Below are 23,000 nucleotides of genomic sequence, written 5' to 3' on the forward strand. Positions count from 1 at the left end.
AAAAGCGTAGTCGATGGAAAACAGGTTAATATTCCTGTACTTCTGGTTATTGCGATGGAGGGACGGAGAAGGCTAGGCCAGCTTGGCGTTGGTTGTCCAAGTTTAAGGTGGTAGGCTGGAATCTTAGGTAAATCCGGGATTCCAAGGCCGAGAGCTGATGACGAGTTATCTTTTAGATGACGAAGTGGTTGATGCCATGCTTCCAAGAAAAGCTTCTAAGCTTCAGGTAACCAGGAACCGTACCCCAAACCGACACAGGTGGTTGGGTAGAGAATACCAAGGCGCTTGAGAGAACTCGGGTGAAGGAACTAGGCAAAATGGCACCGTAACTTCGGGAGAAGGTGCGCCGGTGAGGGTGAAGGACTTGCTCCGTAAGCCCATGCCGGTCGAAGATACCAGGCCGCTGCGACTGTTTATTAAAAACACAGCACTCTGCAAACACGAAAGTGGACGTATAGGGTGTGACGCCTGCCCGGTGCCGGAAGGTTAATTGATGGGGTTAGCTAACGCGAAGCTCTTGATCGAAGCCCCGGTAAACGGCGGCCGTAACTATAACGGTCCTAAGGTAGCGAAATTCCTTGTCGGGTAAGTTCCGACCTGCACGAATGGCGTAACGATGGCGGCGCTGTCTCCACCCGAGACTCAGTGAAATTGAAATCGCTGTGAAGATGCAGTGTATCCGCGGCTAGACGGAAAGACCCCGTGAACCTTTACTATAGCTTTGCACTGGACTTTGAATTTGCTTGTGTAGGATAGGTGGGAGGCTTTGAAGCGTGGACGCCAGTTCGCGTGGAGCCAACCTTGAAATACCACCCTGGCAACTTTGAGGTTCTAACTCAGGTCCGTTATCCGGATCGAGGACAGTGTATGGTGGGTAGTTTGACTGGGGCGGTCTCCTCCTAAAGAGTAACGGAGGAGTACGAAGGTGCGCTCAGACCGGTCGGAAATCGGTCGTAGAGTATAAAGGCAAAAGCGCGCTTGACTGCGAGACAGACACGTCGAGCAGGTACGAAAGTAGGTCTTAGTGATCCGGTGGTTCTGTATGGAAGGGCCATCGCTCAACGGATAAAAGGTACTCCGGGGATAACAGGCTGATACCGCCCAAGAGTTCATATCGACGGCGGTGTTTGGCACCTCGATGTCGGCTCATCACATCCTGGGGCTGAAGCCGGTCCCAAGGGTATGGCTGTTCGCCATTTAAAGTGGTACGCGAGCTGGGTTTAGAACGTCGTGAGACAGTTCGGTCCCTATCTGCCGTGGACGTTTGAGATTTGAGAGGGGCTGCTCCTAGTACGAGAGGACCGGAGTGGACGAACCTCTGGTGTTCCGGTTGTCACGCCAGTGGCATTGCCGGGTAGCTATGTTCGGGAAAGATAACCGCTGAAAGCATCTAAGCGGGAAACTTGCCTCAAGATGAGATCTCACTGGAACCTTGAGTTCCCTGAAGGGCCGTCGAAGACTACGACGTTGATAGGCAGGGTGTGTAAGCGCTGTGAGGCGTTGAGCTAACCTGTACTAATTGCCCGTGAGGCTTGACCATATAACACCCAAGCAATTTGCAGGCTTCGAGCTGAAGAGCGAAGGAGCACCAGATTGCGGTGTGTGAAGACGAAACGAACCGAAAGTTTGCGACTCACAAAACACCGAGCTGTCACATACCCATTTGCTGGAGCGTGATCTCGCAAGAGAAAACGAGCTGGCTACCGAATTTCTTGACGACCATAGAGCATTGGAACCACCTGATCCCATCCCGAACTCAGCAGTGAAACGATGCATCGCCGATGGTAGTGTGGGGTTTCCCCATGTGAGAGTAGGTCATCGTCAAGATTAAATTCCAGAACCCCTGATTGCTAACGCGATCAGGGGTTTTGTTTTTGTGGCGTCGAAATATTGGGTGCGGGGCTTGAGGGCCTATTCGCCGCACCGCCGCGAAGAGGTCGAATAGGCGCTGCAAGGCCCAAGGATCATATGCAAGCCCTCGACGCATGGCTATCATGCCTACCTCATCGTGAATCGAGACCTGCATGCTGACGTTGTTGAAACTCCTCAAAGATGGTCGATTCCACTCCGGGCAAGCGCTAGGGGTGGCGTTGGGTGTAAGCCGCAGCGCCGTCTGGAAGCAGCTCCAGCAACTGGAGGCGGAATTCGGGCTGGTTATCCATAAGGTCCGTGGCCGGGGTTACCAACTTGCCAGTCCGCTGGTGCTATTGAACGAGCTGGAGATAGCAGCTGCAAACCCCATGGCATCCTGGCCAGTGCATGTCTACGACACCATTGACTCAACCAATGCCGAGGCGCTACGTCTGGTGGAGAAAGGCGTTGCCGCGCCTTTTATCGTGGTGGCCGAGCGGCAAACCGCCGGGCGAGGACGTAGAGGGCGGCAGTGGGTCAGCCCGTTCGCCGAAAATATCTATTACAGTCTGTTGCTCAGGATTGAAGGCGGCATGCGCCAGCTGGAAGGCCTGAGCCTGGTGGTCGGCCTGGCCGTGTTAACCGTATTGCGTGAGCTCGGCATCGCCCGGGCCGGGCTGAAGTGGCCAAATGACGTGCTGGTCGACAACAAGAAGATCGCCGGCATTCTTCTGGAGTTGGTCGGCGATCCGGCGGATGTCTGTCATGTCGTGCTGGGTGTTGGGATCAACGTCAATATGCAAACGGCCGACCAGGTGGATCAGCTGTGGACGTCGGCCCGGCTGGAAACGGGGCGCTCGATCGATCGCAACCAACTGATCGCCAGTCTGGGAGAAAAGCTGCGCTTTTACCTGGATTGGCATCAGTCCTCCGGTTTTGCCGCGATCCAGGCGGAGTGGGAGCAGAATCATCTCTGGCAGGGGCGCAAGGTTGCCCTGGTCGCCGGGGTGAACCAGGTCGAAGGGATCGTGCTGGGCATCGATCAGCAGGGCGCGCTTCGTTTGCAGGTGGATGGCGTGGAAAAGGTCTTCAGTGGTGGCGAGCTCAGCCTGCGCTTGCGCGATGATGCTTGAGTTCTGGGCTGCGGACGGCTTTGGCAAGGGCTGGGTGCGTCGGATGCCCGTCCCGGTGTTGGTTGGCTTGGCGGTGGTCTATCCGCTCGATTGAGGTTCCTATGCGTTGGTTGTTTCTATTGCTGCTGGTGCTCAATGGTGTCTATTACGTCTGGCACCAGCAGGAAGCACCCTTGAGGGCCAAGGAAGTCGCTCCTCTTTCGCTGTACCGTAGTGCTCACCAGGATATCCAGTTGTTGAGCGAGTCGGATGGCGCCGGGGCGCGTCGTGCGGCTTCTGGAGCGCCCGAGCGCGAGGGTGATTGTGTCTATCTGGGGCCTGTTGCTCGCCAGGATCTGGCGCAATCCATTGCCCAGCGTCTCCAGGGTGGAAATATCAAAGCGCGGATCGGACAGCTCAATGTGCCGGATTCGGCCGGCTACTGGGTGCGGATCGCACCTGAAAGCCAGCATTTGCTGGACGACGCGCTGTTGCAGAACCTTGCTAAAGAATTCAATGAGTTAAAACATAAAATAATGCCGTGCGAAGGCATTGCAACTGTCGAATAGTTTGAATAGAATGGCGCCCGCTTCGCAGTGAACACCTCTTGAGGGACTGGCTACGAAGCGGGTCAACGCAGCTAACCTCATAATTTAAATGAGAAAATGCTTGACAGAAGGCTGGCATGATGTAGAATGCCGGCTCGCTTAGGAGGGGTTCCCGAGCGGCCAAAGGGATCAGACTGTAAATCTGACGTCTACGACTTCGAAGGTTCGAATCCTTCCCCCTCCACCATAATTTAAGCGTGAGCTGCAAGCTCCGCGGGTATAGTTTAGTGGTAGAACCTCAGCCTTCCAAGCTGATGATGCGGGTTCGATTCCCGCTACCCGCTCCAAGTTTGCTGTTTGTGCACCGTGTTTCGCTCTTGTAGCTCAGTTGGTAGAGCACACCCTTGGTAAGGGTGAGGTCAGCGGTTCAAATCCGCTCAAGAGCTCCATAATAACAAGGCAGATATGCAAATATCTGCCTTTGTTTTAATGGCTGATGTAGCTTGCTAAATTCTTCTCCTGAGGGTGATTTCGATGGCTAAGGAAAAGTTCGAACGTAATAAGCCGCACGTCAACGTTGGTACTATCGGTCACGTCGACCATGGTAAGACCACGCTGACCGCAGCCCTGACCCGCGTTTGTTCCGAAGTGTTCGGTTCGGCCAAGGTTGACTTCGACAAGATCGATAGCGCTCCGGAAGAAAAAGCTCGCGGCATCACCATCAACACCGCTCACGTTGAATACGATTCGGCCGTGCGTCACTACGCACACGTTGACTGCCCAGGTCACGCCGACTATGTAAAAAACATGATTACCGGTGCTGCTCAGATGGACGGCGCTATCCTGGTTTGCTCGGCCGCTGATGGTCCGATGCCGCAAACCCGTGAGCACATTCTGCTGTCCCGTCAGGTAGGCGTTCCTTACATTGTGGTCTTCCTGAACAAGGCTGATCTGGTGGATGACGCCGAGCTGCTGGAACTGGTTGAAATGGAAGTGCGCGATCTGCTGAGCACCTACGATTTCCCAGGCGATGACACGCCTATCATTATCGGTTCGGCCCGTATGGCGCTGGAAGGTAATGATGAAAATGGCATGGGGACTTCGGCTGTCAAGAAGCTGGTCGAGACTCTGGATAGCTACATTCCCGAGCCTGAGCGTGCTATCGACAAGCCTTTCCTGATGCCGATCGAAGACGTTTTCTCGATCTCCGGTCGCGGCACTGTGGTAACTGGTCGCATTGAGCGCGGTATTGTTCGTGTTCAAGATCCGCTGGAGATCGTAGGTCTGCGTGACACCGCTGTCACCACCTGCACCGGTGTTGAAATGTTTCGTAAACTGCTCGACGAAGGTCGTGCGGGTGAAAACTGCGGCGTTCTGCTGCGCGGCACCAAGCGTGACGATGTCGAGCGTGGCCAGGTACTGGTCAAGCCAGGTTCGGTCAAGCCGCACACCAAGTTCACCGCCGAAGTCTACGTTCTGAGCAAGGAGGAAGGCGGTCGTCATACTCCGTTCTTCAAAGGTTACCGCCCACAGTTCTACTTCCGTACGACTGACGTGACGGGTAACTGCGAGCTGCCGGAAGGTGTTGAAATGGTAATGCCGGGTGACAACATTCAGATGACTGTCACGCTGATCAAGACCATTGCGATGGAAGATGGCCTGCGTTTCGCTATCCGCGAGGGTGGTCGTACCGTCGGTGCTGGTGTCGTAGCAAAAGTAATCGAATAAGTAGTTGAAATACCTCTCTCAGGCCGACATAATGGTCGGCCTGATTCAAGTTTTAGGTCAGTAGCTCAATTGGCAGAGCGACGGTCTCCAAAACCGTAGGTTGGGGGTTCGATTCCCTCCTGACCTGCCAGATTCACTCGGTGTGTCTGGCTTTCTTTTCACAGGATCCTCTTAGATGACCTCCAACGCTGAAGCCCAAGGCTCTCGCTTCGATCTTCTCAAGTGGCTCGTCGTAGTCGCTTTGGTGGTGATTGGTGTTGTTGGCAACCAGTACTATCATGGTTCGCCGATCCTGTACCGCGTGCTGGCTCTACTTGTCATTGCTGCTGTAGCTGCCTTTGTAGGCCTGCAGACCGCGAAAGGCAAGTCGTTCTTCGTGCTGGCAAAGGAAGCTCGTGCCGAGATTCGTAAAGTCGTGTGGCCGACTCGCCAAGAAACCACGCAGACCACGTTGATCGTGGTGGCTGTTGTTCTGGTTATGGCGTTGCTGTTGTGGGGGCTTGATTCCCTGCTCGGCTGGCTTGTTTCCTTGATTGTAGGCTAAGGGTGTCCCGTGGCTAAGCGTTGGTACGTTGTGCATGCTTACTCGGGTTACGAGAAGCATGTCATGCGCTCGTTGATCGAGCGTGTAAAGCTGGCAGGCATGGAAGATGGCTTCGGCGAAATTCTGGTCCCTACTGAAGAAGTAGTGGAAATGCGTAACGGCCAGAAGCGCAAAAGCGAACGCAAGTTCTTCCCTGGCTATGTGCTGGTACAGATGGACATGAACGAGGGTACTTGGCACTTGGTCAAGGATACGCCTCGGGTGATGGGTTTTATCGGCGGTACCGCCGACAAGCCCGCACCGATCACCGACAAAGAGGCGGAAGCGATTCTGCGTCGAGTCGCTGATGGTAGCGACAAGCCGAAGCCGAAGACATTGTTCGAACCGGGCGAAGTCGTACGTGTTACCGATGGTCCGTTCGCCGATTTCAACGGCACCGTCGAAGAGGTCAACTACGAAAAGAGCCGCATCCAGGTGGCTGTGCTCATTTTCGGACGCTCTACTCCGGTAGAGTTGGAGTTCAGTCAGGTCGAAAAGGTCTAGCTGAACAAGCATCCCAACCCCACAGTCCAAGGCTGTGGGGTTTTGTCGTCACTGGGATAAACGCGCAAGTAACCGGGGAGCCTTTCGAGGCGTTCGAACCCGTAATTGGAGTGCCTCATGGCCAAGAAGATTACCGCTTACATCAAGCTGCAAGTGAAGGCCGCCCAGGCCAACCCTAGCCCACCCGTCGGTCCAGCTCTGGGTCAGCACGGCGTGAACATCATGGAATTCTGCAAGGCCTTCAACGCCCGTACCCAGGGTCTTGAGCCAGGTCTGCCGACTCCAGTGATCATCACTGTCTACAGTGACCGCAGCTTCACTTTCGAAACCAAGTCCACCCCGGCTTCGGTTCTGCTGAAAAAGGCCGCCGGCCTGACCAGCGGTTCCGCTCGTCCGAACACCGTTAAGGTTGGCACCGTGACCCGTGCTCAGCTGGAAGAAATCGCGAAAACCAAAAACGCGGATCTGACTGCAGCTGATATGGATGCAGCCGTGCGTACCATCGCCGGTTCTGCTCGTAGCATGGGCCTTAACGTGGAGGGTGTGTAATGGCTAAGCTGACCAAGCGCCAAAAGGCTATCGCCGGCAAAATCGAAGCAGGCAAGGCCTACAACTTTGTAGAAGCCGCTGCTCTGCTGACCGAGCTGTCGACTGTCAAGTTCAGCGAGTCGTTTGACGTTGCTGTAAACCTGGGCGTTGACCCACGTAAATCCGACCAGGTCGTCCGTAGCGCTACCGTGCTGCCACACGGCACTGGCAAGACCGTTCGCGTTGCTGTGTTCACCCAGGGCCCGGCTGCTGAAGCCGCTCTGGCTGCCGGCGCCGATCGCGTTGGCATGGACGACCTGGCTGCCGAAATGAAAGGCGGCGACCTGAACTATGACGTCGTTATTGCTTCCCCGGACGCAATGCGTGTTGTAGGTCAATTGGGTCAGATCCTCGGCCCACGTGGCCTGATGCCTAACCCGAAAGTCGGTACCGTAACCCCAGACGTCGCCACCGCGGTGAAAAACGCCAAGGCCGGTCAGGTTCGTTATCGCACCGACAAGAACGGTATTATCCACACCTCCGTTGGCAAGATCGGCTTCGATGCCGTCAAGCTGAAGGAAAACGTTGAAGCCCTGATCGCTGATCTGAAGCGTATCAAACCGGCTTCCTCGAAAGGTATCTACGTCAAGCGCGTTACCCTGAGCACCACCATGGGTCCAGGCCTGGTCATCGACCAAGGTTCGCTGGAAGCGTAAGACCCGATGGGTGCAAGCGATTGCATCCATCGAAAAAATTGGGGTCCCTGCCTGGCGGGGGCTATCCAAGACCGTAGGCGACGCAAGTCTTAAACCTCAAGCCTACGCAGATGGTGCTCCCGGTTCCTTACCGAATCAGACACCAAAACGACATCCGGCTCCGGCCAGATGAAACGGTAACAAGCAGGAGTTAAACCCGTGGCAATTAAACTCGAAGACAAGAAGGCCATCGTCGCTGAAGTCAACGAGGCTGCCAAAGTCGCTCTGTCCGCTGTCGTGGCTGATGCCCGTGGCGTAACAGTAAGCGCGATGACCGGACTCCGTAAAGAGGCCCGCGAAGCTGGCGTATACGTGCGTGTCGTACGTAATACCCTGCTCAAGCGCGCCGTTGAAGGCACCGAGTACTCGGTTCTCAACGACGTGTTCAAAGGCCCGACCCTGATTGCTTTCTCCAAGGAACACCCGGGCGCTGCTGCTCGTCTGTTCAAAGAGTTCGCAAAGGGTCAGGACAAGTTCGAGATCAAGGCAGCTGCGTTCGAGGGCAAGTTCCTCGCAGCGAATCAGATCGACGTACTGGCAACCTTGCCGACCCGTAACGAAGCTATCTCCCAGCTGATGAGCGTGATCCAAGGCGCTACCAGCAAGTTGGCTCGTACTCTGGCGGCTATTCGCGACCAGAAAGAAGCTGCAGCAGCCTAAGGCTCGGCACTTCCTTCCGCGTATTTTTGTTTATTTCGATGGTCGCGTAGGCCGTCCCCCAATTCAGGAATTAGAGTCATGTCTATCTCTCAAGACGATATCCTCAACGCCGTAGCTGAAATGTCCGTTCTGCAGGTTGTTGAGCTGATCAAAGCTTTCGAAGAAAAATTCGGTGTTACCGCTGCTGCTGCTTCGGCAGGTCCTGCTGCTGCTGCCGCTGTTGTTGAAGAGCAAACCGAATTCAACGTCATGCTGCTGGAAGCTGGCGAGAAGAAAGTTAACGTGATCAAGGCTGTACGTGAACTGACCGGTCTGGGCCTGAAAGAAGCCAAGGCTGTAGTTGACGGCGCTCCTGCCCTGGTTCTGGAAGCTGTTGCCAAAGACGCAGCTGACAAAGCCAAAGCAGCACTGGAAGAAGCAGGCGCTAAAGTCGAGCTGAAGTAAGCTCTGACCTTGCGTCTCCAGCCCGAGCGTTAAGCGACAGGCTGATGGCTGGTGGCTCTTGCCACCGGCCTTTTTCCGTTACTGGCGGCCGATCCGGTCGGTGCCTCTAACGTGCTTCAACCACCCGATGCGGTGGCGCAAACCATGGGGTTTGCACGATTTTCTGGCTGCTCCCGTCGGGGAGGGGCCAAACAAGCAGGTGACCAAGCTGGGGAACGCTGATGGCTTACTCATATACTGAGAAAAAACGTATCCGCAAGGACTTTAGCAAGTTGCCGGACGTCATGGATGTGCCGTACCTCCTGGCCATCCAGCTGGATTCGTATCGTGAATTCTTGCAGGCGGGAGCGACTAAAGATCAGTTCCGCGACGTGGGCCTGCATGCGGCCTTCAAATCCGTTTTCCCGATCATCAGCTACTCCGGCAATGCTGCGCTGGAGTACGTCGGTTATCGCCTGGGCGAACCGGCATTTGATGTCAAAGAATGCGTATTGCGCGGTGTGACTTACGCCGTACCTTTGCGGGTAAAAGTGCGCCTGATCATTTTCGACAAAGAATCGTCGAACAAAGCGATCAAGGACATCAAAGAGCAAGAAGTCTACATGGGTGAAATTCCCCTGATGACCGAGAACGGTACCTTCGTTATCAACGGTACCGAGCGCGTGATCGTTTCCCAGCTGCACCGTTCCCCGGGCGTGTTCTTCGACCACGACCGCGGCAAGACGCACAGCTCCGGCAAACTGCTGTACTCCGCGCGGATCATTCCTTACCGCGGTTCGTGGCTGGACTTCGAGTTCGACCCGAAAGACTGCGTCTTCGTGCGTATCGACCGTCGTCGCAAGCTGCCGGCTTCCGTGCTGCTGCGCGCTCTGGGCTACGCCACCGAGGAAGTGCTGGACGCGTTCTACACCACCAACGTTTTCCACGTGAAGGGCGAAACCCTGAGCCTGGAGCTGGTGCCTCAGCGCCTGCGCGGTGAAATCGCCGTCCTCGACATCCTCGATGACAAAGGCAAGGTGATTGTCGAGCAGGGTCGCCGTATTACCGCTCGCCACATCAACCAGCTGGAAAAGGCCGGGATCAAAGAGCTGGATGTGCCGCTGGACTACGTCCTGGGCCGCACCACCGCCAAGGTCATCGTGCACCCGGCTACCGGCGAGATCCTGGCCGAATGCAACACCGAGCTGAACACCGAGATCCTGGCGAAAATCGCCAAGGCCCAGGTCGTTCGCATCGAGACGCTGTACACCAACGACATCGACTGCGGTCCGTTCATCTCCGACACGCTGAAGATCGACTCCACCAGCAACCAACTGGAAGCACTGGTCGAGATCTATCGCATGATGCGTCCTGGTGAGCCACCGACCAAGGATGCCGCCGAGACCCTGTTCAACAACCTGTTCTTCAGCCCTGAGCGCTATGACCTGTCCGCGGTCGGCCGGATGAAGTTCAACCGTCGTATCGGGCGTACCGAGATCGAAGGTTCGGGTGTTCTGAACAAGGACGATATCGTCGCGGTCCTCAAGACCCTGGTCGACATCCGTAACGGCAAGGGCATCGTCGACGACATCGACCACCTGGGTAACCGTCGTGTTCGCTGTGTCGGCGAAATGGCCGAGAACCAGTTCCGTGTTGGCCTGGTACGCGTTGAGCGTGCGGTCAAGGAACGTCTGTCGATGGCTGAAAGCGAAGGCCTGATGCCGCAAGACCTGATCAACGCCAAGCCAGTGGCTGCGGCGGTGAAAGAGTTCTTCGGTTCCAGCCAGCTGTCGCAGTTCATGGACCAGAACAACCCGCTGTCCGAGATCACCCACAAGCGTCGTGTCTCCGCACTCGGCCCAGGTGGTCTGACCCGCGAACGCGCGGGCTTCGAAGTCCGTGACGTACACCCGACGCACTACGGTCGTGTTTGCCCGATCGAAACGCCGGAAGGTCCGAACATCGGTCTGATCAACTCCCTGGCCGCCTATGCGCGCACCAACCAGTACGGCTTCCTGGAAAGCCCGTACCGTGTGGTGAAAGACGCCCTGGTCACCGACGAGATCGTGTTCCTGTCCGCCATCGAAGAGGCCGATCACGTGATCGCCCAGGCTTCGGCGACCATGAACGAGCAGAAAGTGCTGATCGACGAGCTGGTAGCCGTGCGTCACCTGAACGAGTTCACCGTCAAGGCGCCGGAAGACGTCACCCTGATGGACGTTTCGCCGAAGCAGGTTGTCTCGGTGGCTGCGTCGCTGATCCCGTTCCTCGAGCACGACGACGCCAACCGTGCGTTGATGGGTTCCAGCATGCAGCGTCAGGCTGTACCGACCCTGCGTGCCGACAAGCCGCTGGTAGGTACCGGCATGGAGCGCAACGTTGCCCGTGACTCCGGTGTTTGCGTTGTGGCTCGCCGTGGTGGCGTGATCGACTCCGTCGATGCCAGCCGTATCGTGGTTCGTGTTGCCGATGATGAAGTTGAAACTGGCGAAGCCGGTGTCGACATCTACAACCTGACCAAGTACACCCGCTCGAACCAGAACACCTGCATCAACCAGCGTCCGCTGGTGCGCAAGGGTGATCGCGTTCAGCGCAGCGACATCATGGCCGACGGCCCGTCCACCGACATGGGTGAACTGGCACTGGGTCAGAACATGCGCATCGCCTTCATGGCATGGAACGGCTTCAACTTCGAAGACTCCATCTGCCTGTCGGAACGCGTTGTTCAGGAAGACCGTTTCACCACGATCCACATCCAGGAACTGACCTGCGTGGCGCGTGACACCAAGCTTGGGCCAGAGGAAATCACCGCGGACATCCCGAACGTGGGTGAAGCCGCTCTGAACAAACTGGACGAAGCCGGTATCGTCTACGTCGGTGCCGAAGTCGGCCCGGGCGACATCCTGGTTGGTAAGGTCACTCCGAAAGGCGAGACCCAACTGACTCCGGAAGAAAAACTGCTGCGTGCGATCTTCGGTGAGAAGGCCAGCGACGTCAAAGACACCTCCCTGCGCGTACCGACCGGTACCAAGGGTACCGTCATCGACGTACAAGTCTTCACTCGTGATGGCGTCGAGCGCGATAGCCGCGCGCTGTCCATCGAGAAGAGCCAGCTCGACGAGATCCGCAAGGACCTCAACGAAGAGTTCCGCATCGTTGAAGGCGCGACCTTCGAACGTCTGCGTTCCGCGCTGGTTGGCCACAAGGCCGAAGGCGGCGCTGGCCTGAAGAAAGGTCAGGACATCACCAACGAAGTGCTCGACGGTCTTGAGCACGGCCAGTGGTTCAAACTGCGCATGGCTGAAGATGCGCTGAACGAGCAGCTCGAGAAGGCCCAGGCCTACATCGTTGATCGCCGCCGTCTGCTGGACGACAAGTTCGAAGACAAGAAGCGCAAGCTGCAGCAAGGCGATGACCTGGCTCCGGGCGTACTGAAGATCGTCAAGGTCTACCTGGCTATCCGTCGCCGCATCCAGCCGGGCGACAAGATGGCCGGTCGTCACGGTAACAAGGGTGTGGTCTCCGTGATCATGCCGGTTGAAGACATGCCGCACGATGCCTATGGCACCCCGGTCGACGTCGTCCTCAACCCGCTGGGCGTACCTTCGCGTATGAACGTCGGTCAGATCCTCGAAACCCACCTGGGCCTGGCGGCCAAGGGCTTGGGCGAGAAGATCAACCGTATGATCGAGGAGCAACGCAAGGTCGCTGACCTGCGCAAGTTCCTGCACGAGATCTACAACGAGATCGGCGGTCGCAACGAGGACCTGGACAGCTTCTCCGACCAGGAAATCCTCGACTTGGCACACAACCTGAAAGCTGGTGTGCCAATGGCCACCCCAGTATTCGACGGTGCCAAGGAAGTTGAAATCAAGGCCATGCTGAAACTGGCAGACCTGCCGGAAAGCGGCCAGATGCAACTGTTCGATGGTCGTACCGGCAACAAGTTCGAGCGTCCGGTTACCGTTGGCTACATGTACATGCTGAAGCTGAACCACTTGGTAGACGACAAGATGCACGCCCGTTCTACCGGTTCGTACAGCCTGGTTACCCAGCAGCCGCTGGGTGGTAAGGCGCAGTTCGGTGGTCAGCGTTTCGGGGAGATGGAGGTCTGGGCGCTGGAAGCATACGGCGCGGCATACACTCTGCAAGAAATGCTCACAGTGAAGTCGGACGATGTGAACGGTCGGACCAAGATGTACAAAAACATCGTGGACGGCGATCACCGTATGGAGCCGGGCATGCCCGAGTCCTTCAACGTGTTGATCAAGGAAATTCGTTCCCTCGGCATCGATATCGATCTGGAAACCGAATAACACGTGACGCGAATCGAGAGCGGGGCCGTACTGCCCGCTCTCTGCTCCGCCAGGAGGAAAGGCCTTGAAAGACCTACTGAATTTGCTGAAAAACCAGGGTCAAGTCGAAGAGTTCGACGCCATCCGTATCGGATTGGCCTCGCCTGAGATGATCCGTTCGTGGTCGTTCGGTGAAGTTAAAAAGCCGGAAACCATCAACTACCGTACGTTCAAACCTGAACGTGACGGCCTGTTCTGCGCCAAGATCTTTGGCCCGGTCAAGGATTACGAGTGCCTGTGCGGTAAGTACAAGCGCTTGAAGCACCGCGGTGTGATCTGCGAGAAGTGCGGCGTTGAAGTCGCCCTGGCCAAGGTTCGTCGTGAGCGCATGGCGCACATCGAACTGGCTTCGCCGGTTGCCCACATCTGGTTCCTGAAGTCCCTGCCGTCGCGTATTGGCTTGCTGATGGACATGACCCTGCGTGATATCGAGCGCGTTCTCTACTTCGAGAGCTATGTCGTTATCGATCCGGGCATGACCACCCTTGAAAAAGGCCAGTTGCTGAACGACGAGCAGTACTTCGAAGCCCTCGAAGAGTTCGGTGATGACTTCGACGCCCGCATGGGTGCTGAAGCTGTCCGCGAACTGCTGCACGCGATCGACCTGGAGCACGAGATTGGCCGTCTGCGCGAAGAAATTCCGCAAACCAACTCCGAAACCAAGATCAAGAAGCTGTCCAAGCGTCTGAAGTTGATGGAAGCCTTCCAGGGTTCCGGCAACCTGCCAGAGTGGATGGTGCTGACCGTTCTGCCGGTTCTGCCGCCAGACCTGCGTCCGCTGGTTCCGCTCGATGGCGGTCGCTTCGCGACTTCCGACCTCAACGATCTGTATCGTCGAGTGATCAACCGTAACAACCGTTTGAAGCGCCTGCTGGACCTGTCCGCGCCTGACATCATCGTGCGCAACGAAAAGCGCATGCTGCAGGAAGCGGTGGATGCCCTGCTGGACAACGGTCGTCGCGGTCGCGCCATCACCGGTTCGAACAAGCGTCCTCTGAAATCCCTGGCCGACATGATCAAGGGTAAGCAAGGTCGTTTCCGTCAGAACTTGCTCGGTAAGCGTGTTGACTACTCCGGTCGTTCGGTAATTACCGTAGGTCCGACCCTGCGTCTGCACCAGTGCGGTCTGCCGAAGAAGATGGCTCTCGAGCTGTTCAAGCCGTTCATTTTCGGCAAGCTGGAAATGCGTGGTCTGGCGACCACCATCAAAGCCGCCAAGAAAATGGTCGAGCGTGAACTGCCAGAGGTTTGGGACGTTCTCGCTGAAGTGATTCGCGAACACCCGGTCCTCCTCAACCGTGCACCGACCCTTCACCGTCTGGGTATCCAGGCGTTTGAACCGGTACTGATCGAAGGTAAGGCTATCCAGCTGCACCCTCTGGTCTGTGCTGCGTACAACGCCGACTTCGACGGCGACCAAATGGCCGTGCACGTACCGCTGACGCTGGAAGCCCAGCTTGAAGCGCGTGCGTTGATGATGTCGACCAACAACATCCTGTCGCCAGCCAACGGTGAGCCAATCATCGTTCCGTCGCAGGACGTTGTATTGGGTCTGTACTACATGACCCGTGAAGCGATCAACGCCAAGGGCGAAGGCCGTATCTTCGCCGACCTGCAGGAAGTCGACCGGGTATTCCGCGCCGGCGAAGCGGCCCTGCATGCCAAGATCAAGGTTCGGATCAACGAAACCGTCAATGATCGTGATGGTGGCAGCGTCAAGAACACCCGTATCGTCGACACCACTGTCGGCCGTGCGCTGTTGTTCCAGGTGGTTCCGGCCGGCCTGTCGTTCGACGTCGTCAACCTGCCGATGAAGAAGAAGGCGATCTCCAAGCTGATCAACCAGTGCTACCGCGTGGTTGGTTTGAAAGAGACCGTGATCTTCGCTGACCAGTTGATGTACACCGGTTTTGCCTATTCGACCATTTCCGGCGTTTCCATCGGTGTTAACGACTTCGTTATCCCGGATGAAAAAGCCCGCATCATCGGTGCTGCCACCGACGAAGTGAAAGAGATCGAAAGTCAGTACGCCTCCGGCCTGGTTACCCAGGGCGAGAAGTACAACAAAGTGATCGACTTGTGGTCCAAGGCGAACGACGAAGTGTCCAAGGCGATGATGGCCAACCTCTCGAAAGAGAAGGTCATCGACCGTCATGGCGACGAAGTCGACCAGGAATCCTTCAACTCGATGTACATGATGGCCGACTCGGGTGCGCGGGGTTCCGCTGCACAGATCCGTCAGCTGGCCGGTATGCGTGGCCTGATGGCCAAGCCGGACGGCTCGATCATCGAGACGCCGATCACCGCGAACTTCCGTGAAGGCCTGAGCGTACTCCAGTACTTCATCTCCACTCACGGTGCTCGTAAGGGTCTCGCGGATACCGCGTTGAAAACCGCGAACTCCGGTTACCTGACCCGTCGTCTGGTAGACGTGGCGCAGGATCTGGTGGTGACCGAAGTCGACTGTGGCACTGAGCAAGGCTTGCTCATGACGCCGCACATCGAAGGCGGTGACGTTGTCGAGCCGTTGGGTGAGCGCGTTCTGGGTCGAGTCATCGCCCGTGACGTATTCAAGCCGGGCACCGAGGAAGTTATCGTTCCCGCCGGTACCCTGGTCGACGAGAAGTGGGTTGAATTCATCGAGCTGAACAGCATCGACGAAGTCATCGTGCGCTCGCCAATCAGCTGCGAAACCCGTTATGGCATCTGCGCCAAGTGCTACGGCCGTGACTTGGCTCGTGGTCACCAGGTGAACATCGGTGAAGCGGTCGGCGTTATTGCTGCCCAGTCCATCGGTGAGCCGGGTACCCAGCTGACCATGCGTATGTTCCACATCGGTGGTGCGGCAAGCCGGACCTCCGCGGCCGACAGCGTTCAGGTGAAGAATGGCGGTACCGTCCGTCTGCACAACCTGAAGCACGTTGAGCGAGTGGATGGCCACCTGGTTGCCGTGTCCCGTTCCGGTGAACTGGCGATTGCCGACGACTACGGTCGTGAGCGCGAGCGCTACAAGCTGCCGTACGGTGCGGTGATTTCGGTTAAAGAAGGTGACAAGGTCGACGCTGGCGCAATCGTCGCCAAGTGGGATCCGCACACTCACCCAATCGTTACCGAAATGAAAGGTACCGTGACCTACGTGGGCATGGAAGAAGGCATCACGATCAAGCGTCAGACAGACGAATTGACCGGTATGACCAACATTGAAGTACTCGACGCGAAAGACCGTCCGGCAGCCGGCAAGGACATTCGTCCTGCGGTGAAGATGGTCGACGACAACGGCAAGGATCTGTTGCTGCCAGGCACTGACGTAATCGCTCAGTACTTCCTGCCAGCCAACGCCCTGGTCGGTGTGGCGGACGGTGCGAAAATCGCGATCGGCGACGTTATCGCGCGTATCCCGCAAGAGACTTCGAAGACCCGTGACATCACCGGTGGTCTGCCGCGTGTTGCCGACTTGTTCGAAGCTCGTCGTCCGAAAGAAGCCTCTATTCTGGCTGAAGTCAGCGGTACCATCGCGTTCGGTAAGGAGACCAAGGGCAAGCGCCGTCTGGTCATTACCCCGAACGACGGTAGCGATCCGTATGAAGAGCTGATTCCGAAGTGGCGTCACCTGAACGTCTTCGAAGGCGAACAAGTGAACCGCGGCGAAGTTATCTCCGACGGTCCAAGCGATCCACACGACATCCTGCGTCTGTTGGGTGTGAGTGCGCTGGCCAAGTACATCGTCAACGAGATCCAGGACGTTTACCGTCTGCAAGGCGTGAAGATCAACGATAAGCACATCGAGACCATCCTGCGTCAGATGCTGCGTAAAGTTGAAATCGCTGAATCCGGCGATTCCACTTTCATCAAGGGCGACCAGATGGAATTGACTCACGTCCTGGTAGAGAACGAGCGTTTGGCTGCGGACGACAAGTTCGTGTCCAAGTTCACTCGTGTTCTGCTGGGTATCACCAAGGCGTCGTTGTCGACCGAATCGTTCATCTCCGCGGCCTCTTTCCAAGAGACCACCCGCGTACTGACCGAAGCGGCCGTTACCGGCAAGCGCGACTACCTGCGCGGCCTGAAAGAAAACGTGGTTGTGGGTCGTCTGATCCCGGCCGGTACCGGTCTGGCTTATCATAGCGAGCGTAAGCGTCGTCGTGAACTGGACAAACCGTTGCGCGTAAGCGCCAGTGAAGTGGAAGCTGCACTGACCGAAGCGCTGAACTCTAGCGGTAACTGAGTTCCGCGGTAGTGAGAACAAGGCCCTGATAGCCTCCGCCAGCGCCATCGCGACATTTTTTGTTGCGATGGTCGGTGTGAGGAGGTCGGGGCCTTGTCTTGACTGGGGGCAAGATCCTCTTTAGACTCTTGTACCCCTAAATTTGGCGGGAACTCGTTCCTGCCATTTTGCTTTTCTTGTAAGACAATAGCGTCGCAAGACAACAGTGGAGCTAGTAGATGGCAACTATCAACCAGCTGGTACGTCAGCCGCGTAAGCGTATCGTCGAGAAATCCGACGTACCTGCGCTGCAGAACTGCCCGCAACGTCGTGGCGTGTGCACCCGTGTGTACACCACCACGCCGAAAAAACCTAACTCGGCACTGCGTAAAGTATGCCGGGTGCGCCTGACCAACGGTTTCGAGGTTTCCTCGTACATCGGCGGTGAAGGCCACAACCTGCAAGAACACAGCGTGGTACTGATTCGTGGCGGTCGTGTAAAAGACTTGCCAGGTGTTCGTTATCACACCGTTCGCGGCTCCCTGGATACCTCCGGCGTCAAAGGTCGTAACCAAGGTCGTTCGAAATACGGTACCAAGCGTCCGAAGTAATCGGTCGTTTGCTGCAGTAACTGATTTTTATTTTTTTGAGTCGATAAGAGTAAGGTCGGGCGTACATCCACTGGGTGTCATGTTCCCGGGCTAACCTGAAGACCGTTTGAGGGCTTATCAATGCCAAGACGTCGTGTAGCAGCCAAGCGTGAGATTCTGGACGATCCGAAATACGGTAGCCAGATTCTCGCCAAATTCATGAACCACGTGATGGAAAGCGGCAAGAAAGCCGTGGCCGAGCGTATCGTTTATGGCGCGCTGGAAAAAGTGAAAGAGCGCAAGAACACCGACCCCCTGGAACTCTTCGAGAAAGCACTCGACGCCATCGCTCCGCTGGTCGAAGTGAAGTCGCGCCGTGTAGGCGGTGCTACTTACCAGGTTCCGGTCGAAGTTCGTCCGTCCCGTCGTAACGCCCTGGCAATGCGCTGGTTGGTAGACTTCGCCCGCAAGCGCGGCGAGAAGTCCATGGCTCTGCGCTTGGCTGGTGAACTGTTGGATGCCGCTGAAGGTAAAGGTGCTGCAGTTAAGAAGCGTGAAGACGTGCACCGTATGGCTGAAGCCAACAAGGCTTTCTCGCACTACCGCTTCTAATTTTGGCGTCACTCAATTTGCGAGGGCTTTATGGCTCGTACAACCGATATTAAACGCTACCGTAACATTGGTATCGTTGCTCACGTGGACGCGGGTAAGACCACGACCACTGAGCGCGTCCTGTTTTACACGGGCGTAAACCACAAAATGGGCGAGGTGCACGACGGCGCCGCGACCATGGACTGGATGGTGCAGGAGCAGGAGCGGGGTATTACCATTACCTCCGCTGCGACCACCGCATTCTGGGAAGGTTCTGCCAAGCAGTTTCCCAAGCACCGCTTCAACATCATCGATACCCCCGGCCACGTTGACTTCACCATTGAAGTAGAGCGTTCGCTGCGTGTACTCGACGGTGCGGTCGTGGTGTTCTGCGGTACCTCCGGTGTCGAGCCTCAGTCTGAAACCGTATGGCGTCAAGCCAACAAGTACGGTGTTCCACGTCTCGTTTACGTGAACAAGATGGACCGTGCCGGTGCCAACTTCCTGCGTGTAGTTGCGCAGATCAAGCAGCGCCTGGGTCACACTCCGGTGCCTATCCAGTTGGCTATCGGTTCCGAAGACAACTTCCAGGGTCAGATCGATCTGATGTCCATGGAAGCCGTCTACTGGGACGACGCTGACAAGGGCATGGTTGCTCGTCGCGAGGCTATCCCTGCTGAGCTGCAGGAATTGGCCGAAGAGTGGCGCAGCAACATGGTCGAGGCAGCTGCCGAAGCCAATGAAGAGCTGATGAACAAGTACCTCGAGGGCGAAGAGCTCACCATCGAGGAAATCAAGGGCGCTCTGCGTCAGCGTACCATCGCTGGTGAGATCGTTCTGGCTGTTTGCGGTTCTTCCTTCAAGAACAAGGGTGTTCCCCTGGTTCTCGACGCCGTTATCGACTACCTGCCGGCACCAGTCGACATTCCCGCCATCAAGGGTTCCGACCCGGATGACGAGACTATCGCCATGGAGCGTCATGCAGACGACAACGAGCCGTTCTCGGCTCTGGCGTTCAAGATCGCTACCGACCCGTTTGTTGGTACGCTGACATTTGCTCGCGTTTACTCGGGCGTGTTGAACTCCGGCGACGGCGTGATCAACTCGGTCAAGGGTAAGAAAGAGCGCGTGGGTCGTATGGTGCAGATGCATGCCAACACCCGTGAAGAGATCAAGGAAGTGCGCGCTGGCGACATCGCGGCCCTGATCGGCATGAAGGACGTCACCACCGGTGACACCCTGTGCTCCGCTGACAAGCCAATCATCCTGGTTCGCATGGACTTCCCGGAGCCGGTTATTTCGGTTGCCGTTGAGCCAAAGACCAAGGATGACCAGGAAAAAATGGGTATCGCTCTGGGCAAGCTTGCTCAGGAAGACCCATCTTTCCGCGTCAAAACTGATGAAGAGACTGGTCAAACGATCATCTCCGGCATGGGCGAGTTGCACCTGGACATCCTGGTTGACCGGATGCGCCGTGAGTTCAACGTCGAAGCCAACATCGGTAAGCCTCAGGTTTCCTATCGTGAGAAAATCACGAAGAATTGCGAAATCGAAGGCAAGTTCGTTCGTCAGTCCGGCGGTCGTGGCCAGTTCGGTCACTGCTGGATTCGTTTTGCTCCTGCTGACGAAGGTCAGGAAGGTCTGCAATTCGTGAACGAAGTGGTCGGTGGTGTGGTTCCTAAGGAATACATCCCGGCTATCCAGAAGGGTATCGAAGAGCAGATGAAGAACGGTGTTGTTGCCGGCTATCCGCTGATCGGCCTGAAGGCTACTGTGTTTGATGGTTCTTACCACGACGTCGACTCCAACGAGATGGCGTTCAAGGTGGCTGCTTCCATGGCGACCAAGCAACTCGCGTCCAAGGGCGGCGGTGTTGTACTTGAGCCGATCATGAAGGTAGAAGTTGTAACACCTGAGGACTACATGGGTGACGTGATGGGTGACCTGAACCGTCGTCGTGGCCTGATCCAGGGTATGGAAGATACGGTTTCCGGCAAGGTAATCCGCGCCGAGGTTCCGTTGGGCGAAATGTTCGGTTATGCGACCGATGTTCGTTCCATGTCCCAGGGTCGCGCGAGCTACTCTATGGAATTCTCCAAATACTCCGAAGCTCCGTCGAACATCGTCGAAGCTCTCGTTAAAAAACAAGGCTGATTCAGCCCTTTAGGCTAGGAGTTAATTGTCGTGGCTAAAGAAAAATTTGATCGTTCCCTCCCGCACGTCAACGTTGGCACCATCGGTCACGTCGACCACGGTAAAACCACGCTGACCGCTGCTCTGACTCGTGTTTGCTCCGAAGTTTTCGGTTCGGCTATCGTTGATTTCGATAAAATCGACAGCGCGCCAGAAGAAAAAGCTCGTGGTATCACCATCAACACCGCGCACGTCGAGTACAACTCGAAGATTCGTCACTACGCTCACGTTGACTGCCCAGGTCACGCTGACTACGTGAAGAACATGATCACTGGTGCTGCCCAGATGGACGGCGCGATCCTGGTTTGCTCGGCCGCCGATGGTCCGATGCCACAAACCCGTGAGCACATCCTGCTGTCCCGTCAGGTAGGCGTTCCGTACATCGTGGTCTTCCTGAACAAGGCTGACCTGGTAGACGACGCTGAGCTGCTGGAACTGGTTGAGATGGAAGTGCGCGATCTGCTGAGCACTTACGACTTCCCAGGTGATGACACTCCAATCATCATCGGTTCCGCGCGTATGGCGCTGGAAGGCAAAGACGACAACGAAATGGGCACCACTGCCGTTCGTAAACTGGTTGAAACCCTGGACAGCTACATCCCAGAACCAGTTCGCCTGACCGACAAGCCATTCCTGATGCCAATCGAAGACGTATTCTCGATCTCCGGTCGCGGTACTGTTGTGACTGGTCGTATCGAGCGCGGTATCGTTCGCGTTCAAGATCCACTGGAAATCGTTGGTCTGCGTGACACCACCGTCACCACCTGCACCGGTGTTGAAATGTTCCGTAAACTGCTCGACGAAGGTCGTGCGGGCGAGAACTGCGGCGTTCTGCTGCGTGGTACCAAGCGTGACGACGTTGAGCGTGGCCAGGTTCTGGTCAAGCCAGGTTCGGTCAAGCCGCACACCAAGTTCACCGCCGAAGTCTACGTTCTGAGCAAGGAAGAAGGCGGCCGTCATACTCCGTTCTTCAAAGGCTACCGTCCACAGTTCTACTTCCGTACTACTGACGTGACTGGTAACTGCGAGCTGCCAGAAGGCGTTGAAATGGTAATGCCAGGTGACAACATCCAGATGACTGTCACTCTGATCAAAACCATCGCGATGGAAGACGGTCTGCGTTTCGCTATCCGTGAAGGCGGTCGTACCGTCGGCGCTGGCGTCGTAGCCAAAATCATCGAGTAAGCTTCTCTTTTGAGATAGCTTCGATGCTTTGAAAAAACCCCCGTCTAACGGGGGTTTTTTTATTAGGTTGACACCTATCGGGGCCGTCTATAGAATTGCGCCTCCTTTTAACGGGCGTATTGCGCTCGGTGGGAATAGCAGCCGGAGTCTGAAATCCAATGCAAAATCAGCAAATCCGTATCAGGTTGAAGGCTTTTGACCATCGCCTGATCGACCAATCCACCCAGGAAATCGTGGAAACCGCGAAACGTACTGGTGCTCAAGTGCGTGGTCCAATTCCACTGCCTACCCGTAAAGAGCGGTTCACCGTTCTGGTCTCCCCGCACGTCAACAAAGACGCGCGCGACCAGTACGAGATCCGTACTCATAAGCGTGTACTGGACATCGTCCAGCCAACGGATAAAACCGTTGATGCGCTGATGAAGCTTGATCTTGCGGCAGGTGTGGAAGTGCAGATCAGCCTCGGCTAAGACTCGGTCTTAGTCGTGTAACGCTCTGAAATGGGCGGCCATAGCGGGTGAAAGCCCCGTACACTCATGAGGTTTACAACATGACTATTGGTGTAGTCGGTCGTAAATGCGGTATGACCCGTATTTTCACCGAAGAAGGTGTCTCCATTCCGGTTACGGTCATTGAGATCGAGCCGAATCGCGTCACCCAGTTCAAAACTGAAGAGACCGATGGCTATCGTGCAGTGCAAGTCACTGTCGGCGAGCGTCGTGCTTCGCGTGTTACAGCTGCTCAAGCTGGCCACTTCGCTAAAGCGAACGTTGCCGCTGGTCGTACCGTAATGGAATTCCGCCTTGAAGAAGGCGACTACCAGGCCGGCGATCTGATCAACGCTGAAATCTTCGCTGCTGGTCAACTGGTTGATGTAACCGGCCAGTCCAAAGGTAAAGGCTTCCAGGGTACGATCAAGCGCTGGAATTTCCGCGGGCAAGATAATACCCACGGTAACTCCGTGTCCCACCGCGTTCCAGGCTCTATCGGCCAGTGCCAGACTCCTGGTCGTGTATTCAAGGGCAAAAAAATGTCCGGTCATATGGGCGCTGAGCGCGTGACCGTGCAGTCCCTCGAAGTAGTGCGCGTGGACGCTGAACGCAATCTGTTGTTGGTCAAGGGCGCGGTTCCTGGCGCTACTGGCGGCAACCTGGTTGTACGTCCAGCAGCCAAGGCTCGCGGTTAAGGGG

The 23,000-nt window shown here is 56.4% G+C and carries 17 protein-coding genes, 4 tRNA genes and 2 rRNA genes (1 of these 23 running past the window's edge); all 23 read left to right on the forward strand.

Annotated features, from left to right (window positions below):
- Positions 1-1,540 (forward strand): 23S ribosomal RNA (locus PFEN_RS05025) (it extends 1,352 nt beyond the left edge of the window).
- Positions 1,541-1,711: 171 nt separating this feature from the next.
- Positions 1,712-1,827: ribosomal RNA gene (gene rrf / locus PFEN_RS05030) — 5S ribosomal RNA — on the forward strand.
- Positions 1,828-2,024: 197 nt separating this feature from the next.
- Positions 2,025-2,984, forward strand: a complete 960-nt coding sequence (birA, locus tag PFEN_RS05035) for a bifunctional biotin--[acetyl-CoA-carboxylase] ligase/biotin operon repressor BirA (protein WP_191485928.1) — start codon at positions 2,025-2,027, stop codon at positions 2,982-2,984.
- Between the two features lie 101 nt (positions 2,985-3,085).
- On the forward strand, positions 3,086-3,532 hold the full coding sequence (locus PFEN_RS05040) for a hypothetical protein (RefSeq protein WP_191485929.1): 447 nt from the start codon (positions 3,086-3,088) through the stop codon (positions 3,530-3,532).
- A 141-nt stretch (positions 3,533-3,673) separates the two neighbouring features.
- Positions 3,674-3,758 (forward strand) — tRNA-Tyr (locus PFEN_RS05045).
- Between the two features lie 26 nt (positions 3,759-3,784).
- Positions 3,785-3,858: transfer RNA gene (locus PFEN_RS05050), tRNA-Gly, on the forward strand.
- Between the two features lie 26 nt (positions 3,859-3,884).
- A tRNA-Thr gene (locus PFEN_RS05055) sits at positions 3,885-3,960 on the forward strand.
- Positions 3,961-4,045: 85 nt separating this feature from the next.
- Positions 4,046-5,239, forward strand: coding sequence for an elongation factor Tu (tuf, locus tag PFEN_RS05060; protein ID WP_100944345.1), 1,194 nt, complete (start codon positions 4,046-4,048; stop codon positions 5,237-5,239).
- Positions 5,240-5,293: 54 nt separating this feature from the next.
- Positions 5,294-5,369: transfer RNA gene (locus tag PFEN_RS05065), tRNA-Trp, on the forward strand.
- Positions 5,370-5,414: 45 nt separating this feature from the next.
- Positions 5,415-5,783: a preprotein translocase subunit SecE gene (gene secE, locus PFEN_RS05070; protein WP_191485930.1), complete on the forward strand. Its 369-nt coding sequence runs from the start codon at positions 5,415-5,417 to the stop codon at positions 5,781-5,783.
- 9 nt (positions 5,784-5,792) lie between these two features.
- A complete protein-coding gene (gene nusG / locus PFEN_RS05075; protein ID WP_010443972.1) occupies positions 5,793-6,326 on the forward strand; it encodes a transcription termination/antitermination protein NusG in 534 nt (177 codons plus the stop codon).
- Positions 6,327-6,443: 117 nt separating this feature from the next.
- Positions 6,444-6,875: a 50S ribosomal protein L11 gene (gene rplK / locus PFEN_RS05080; RefSeq protein ID WP_003176435.1), complete on the forward strand. Its 432-nt coding sequence runs from the start codon at positions 6,444-6,446 to the stop codon at positions 6,873-6,875.
- Positions 6,875-7,570 carry a 50S ribosomal protein L1 gene (gene rplA, locus PFEN_RS05085; protein ID WP_100944347.1) on the forward strand — a complete coding sequence of 232 codons (696 nt, stop codon included), beginning with the start codon at positions 6,875-6,877 and terminating at the stop codon, positions 7,568-7,570. Before rplK ends, rplA begins: the two co-directional genes overlap by 1 nt.
- 198 nt (positions 7,571-7,768) lie before the next feature.
- Positions 7,769-8,269, forward strand: coding sequence for a 50S ribosomal protein L10 (rplJ, locus tag PFEN_RS05090; RefSeq protein WP_191485931.1), 501 nt, complete (start codon positions 7,769-7,771; stop codon positions 8,267-8,269).
- A gap of 78 nt (positions 8,270-8,347) precedes the next feature.
- Positions 8,348-8,713 carry a 50S ribosomal protein L7/L12 gene (rplL, locus tag PFEN_RS05095; protein WP_191485932.1) on the forward strand — a complete coding sequence of 122 codons (366 nt, stop codon included), beginning with the start codon at positions 8,348-8,350 and terminating at the stop codon, positions 8,711-8,713.
- Positions 8,714-8,934: 221 nt separating this feature from the next.
- Positions 8,935-13,008, forward strand: coding sequence for a DNA-directed RNA polymerase subunit beta (gene rpoB / locus PFEN_RS05100; RefSeq protein WP_191485933.1), 4,074 nt, complete (start codon positions 8,935-8,937; stop codon positions 13,006-13,008).
- Positions 13,009-13,072: 64 nt separating this feature from the next.
- Positions 13,073-17,272: a DNA-directed RNA polymerase subunit beta' gene (gene rpoC / locus PFEN_RS05105; RefSeq protein ID WP_191485934.1), complete on the forward strand. Its 4,200-nt coding sequence runs from the start codon at positions 13,073-13,075 to the stop codon at positions 17,270-17,272.
- Positions 17,273-17,490: 218 nt separating this feature from the next.
- Complete coding sequence (gene rpsL / locus PFEN_RS05110; RefSeq protein WP_003186084.1) at positions 17,491-17,862, forward strand: 30S ribosomal protein S12; 372 nt, start codon at positions 17,491-17,493, stop codon at positions 17,860-17,862.
- Positions 17,863-17,982: 120 nt separating this feature from the next.
- Positions 17,983-18,453 (forward strand): 30S ribosomal protein S7, encoded by a 471-nt coding sequence (gene rpsG / locus PFEN_RS05115; protein ID WP_191485935.1) that lies wholly within the window; start codon positions 17,983-17,985, stop codon positions 18,451-18,453.
- A 30-nt stretch (positions 18,454-18,483) separates the two neighbouring features.
- Positions 18,484-20,586 (forward strand): elongation factor G, encoded by a 2,103-nt coding sequence (gene fusA, locus PFEN_RS05120; RefSeq protein WP_191485936.1) that lies wholly within the window; start codon positions 18,484-18,486, stop codon positions 20,584-20,586.
- Positions 20,587-20,616: 30 nt separating this feature from the next.
- Positions 20,617-21,810 (forward strand): elongation factor Tu, encoded by a 1,194-nt coding sequence (gene tuf / locus PFEN_RS05125; RefSeq protein ID WP_027924378.1) that lies wholly within the window; start codon positions 20,617-20,619, stop codon positions 21,808-21,810.
- A gap of 158 nt (positions 21,811-21,968) precedes the next feature.
- Complete coding sequence (gene rpsJ, locus PFEN_RS05130; RefSeq protein ID WP_003186070.1) at positions 21,969-22,280, forward strand: 30S ribosomal protein S10; 312 nt, start codon at positions 21,969-21,971, stop codon at positions 22,278-22,280.
- A gap of 80 nt (positions 22,281-22,360) precedes the next feature.
- Entirely contained in the window at positions 22,361-22,996 is a 636-nt protein-coding gene (gene rplC / locus PFEN_RS05135) for a 50S ribosomal protein L3 (protein WP_007253310.1), read from the forward strand.
- The last annotated feature ends 4 nt before the right edge of the window (positions 22,997-23,000 follow it).

It is taken from the genome of Pseudomonas sp. FEN (assembly GCF_904067045.1).
Classification (GTDB): domain Bacteria; phylum Pseudomonadota; class Gammaproteobacteria; order Pseudomonadales; family Pseudomonadaceae; genus Aquipseudomonas.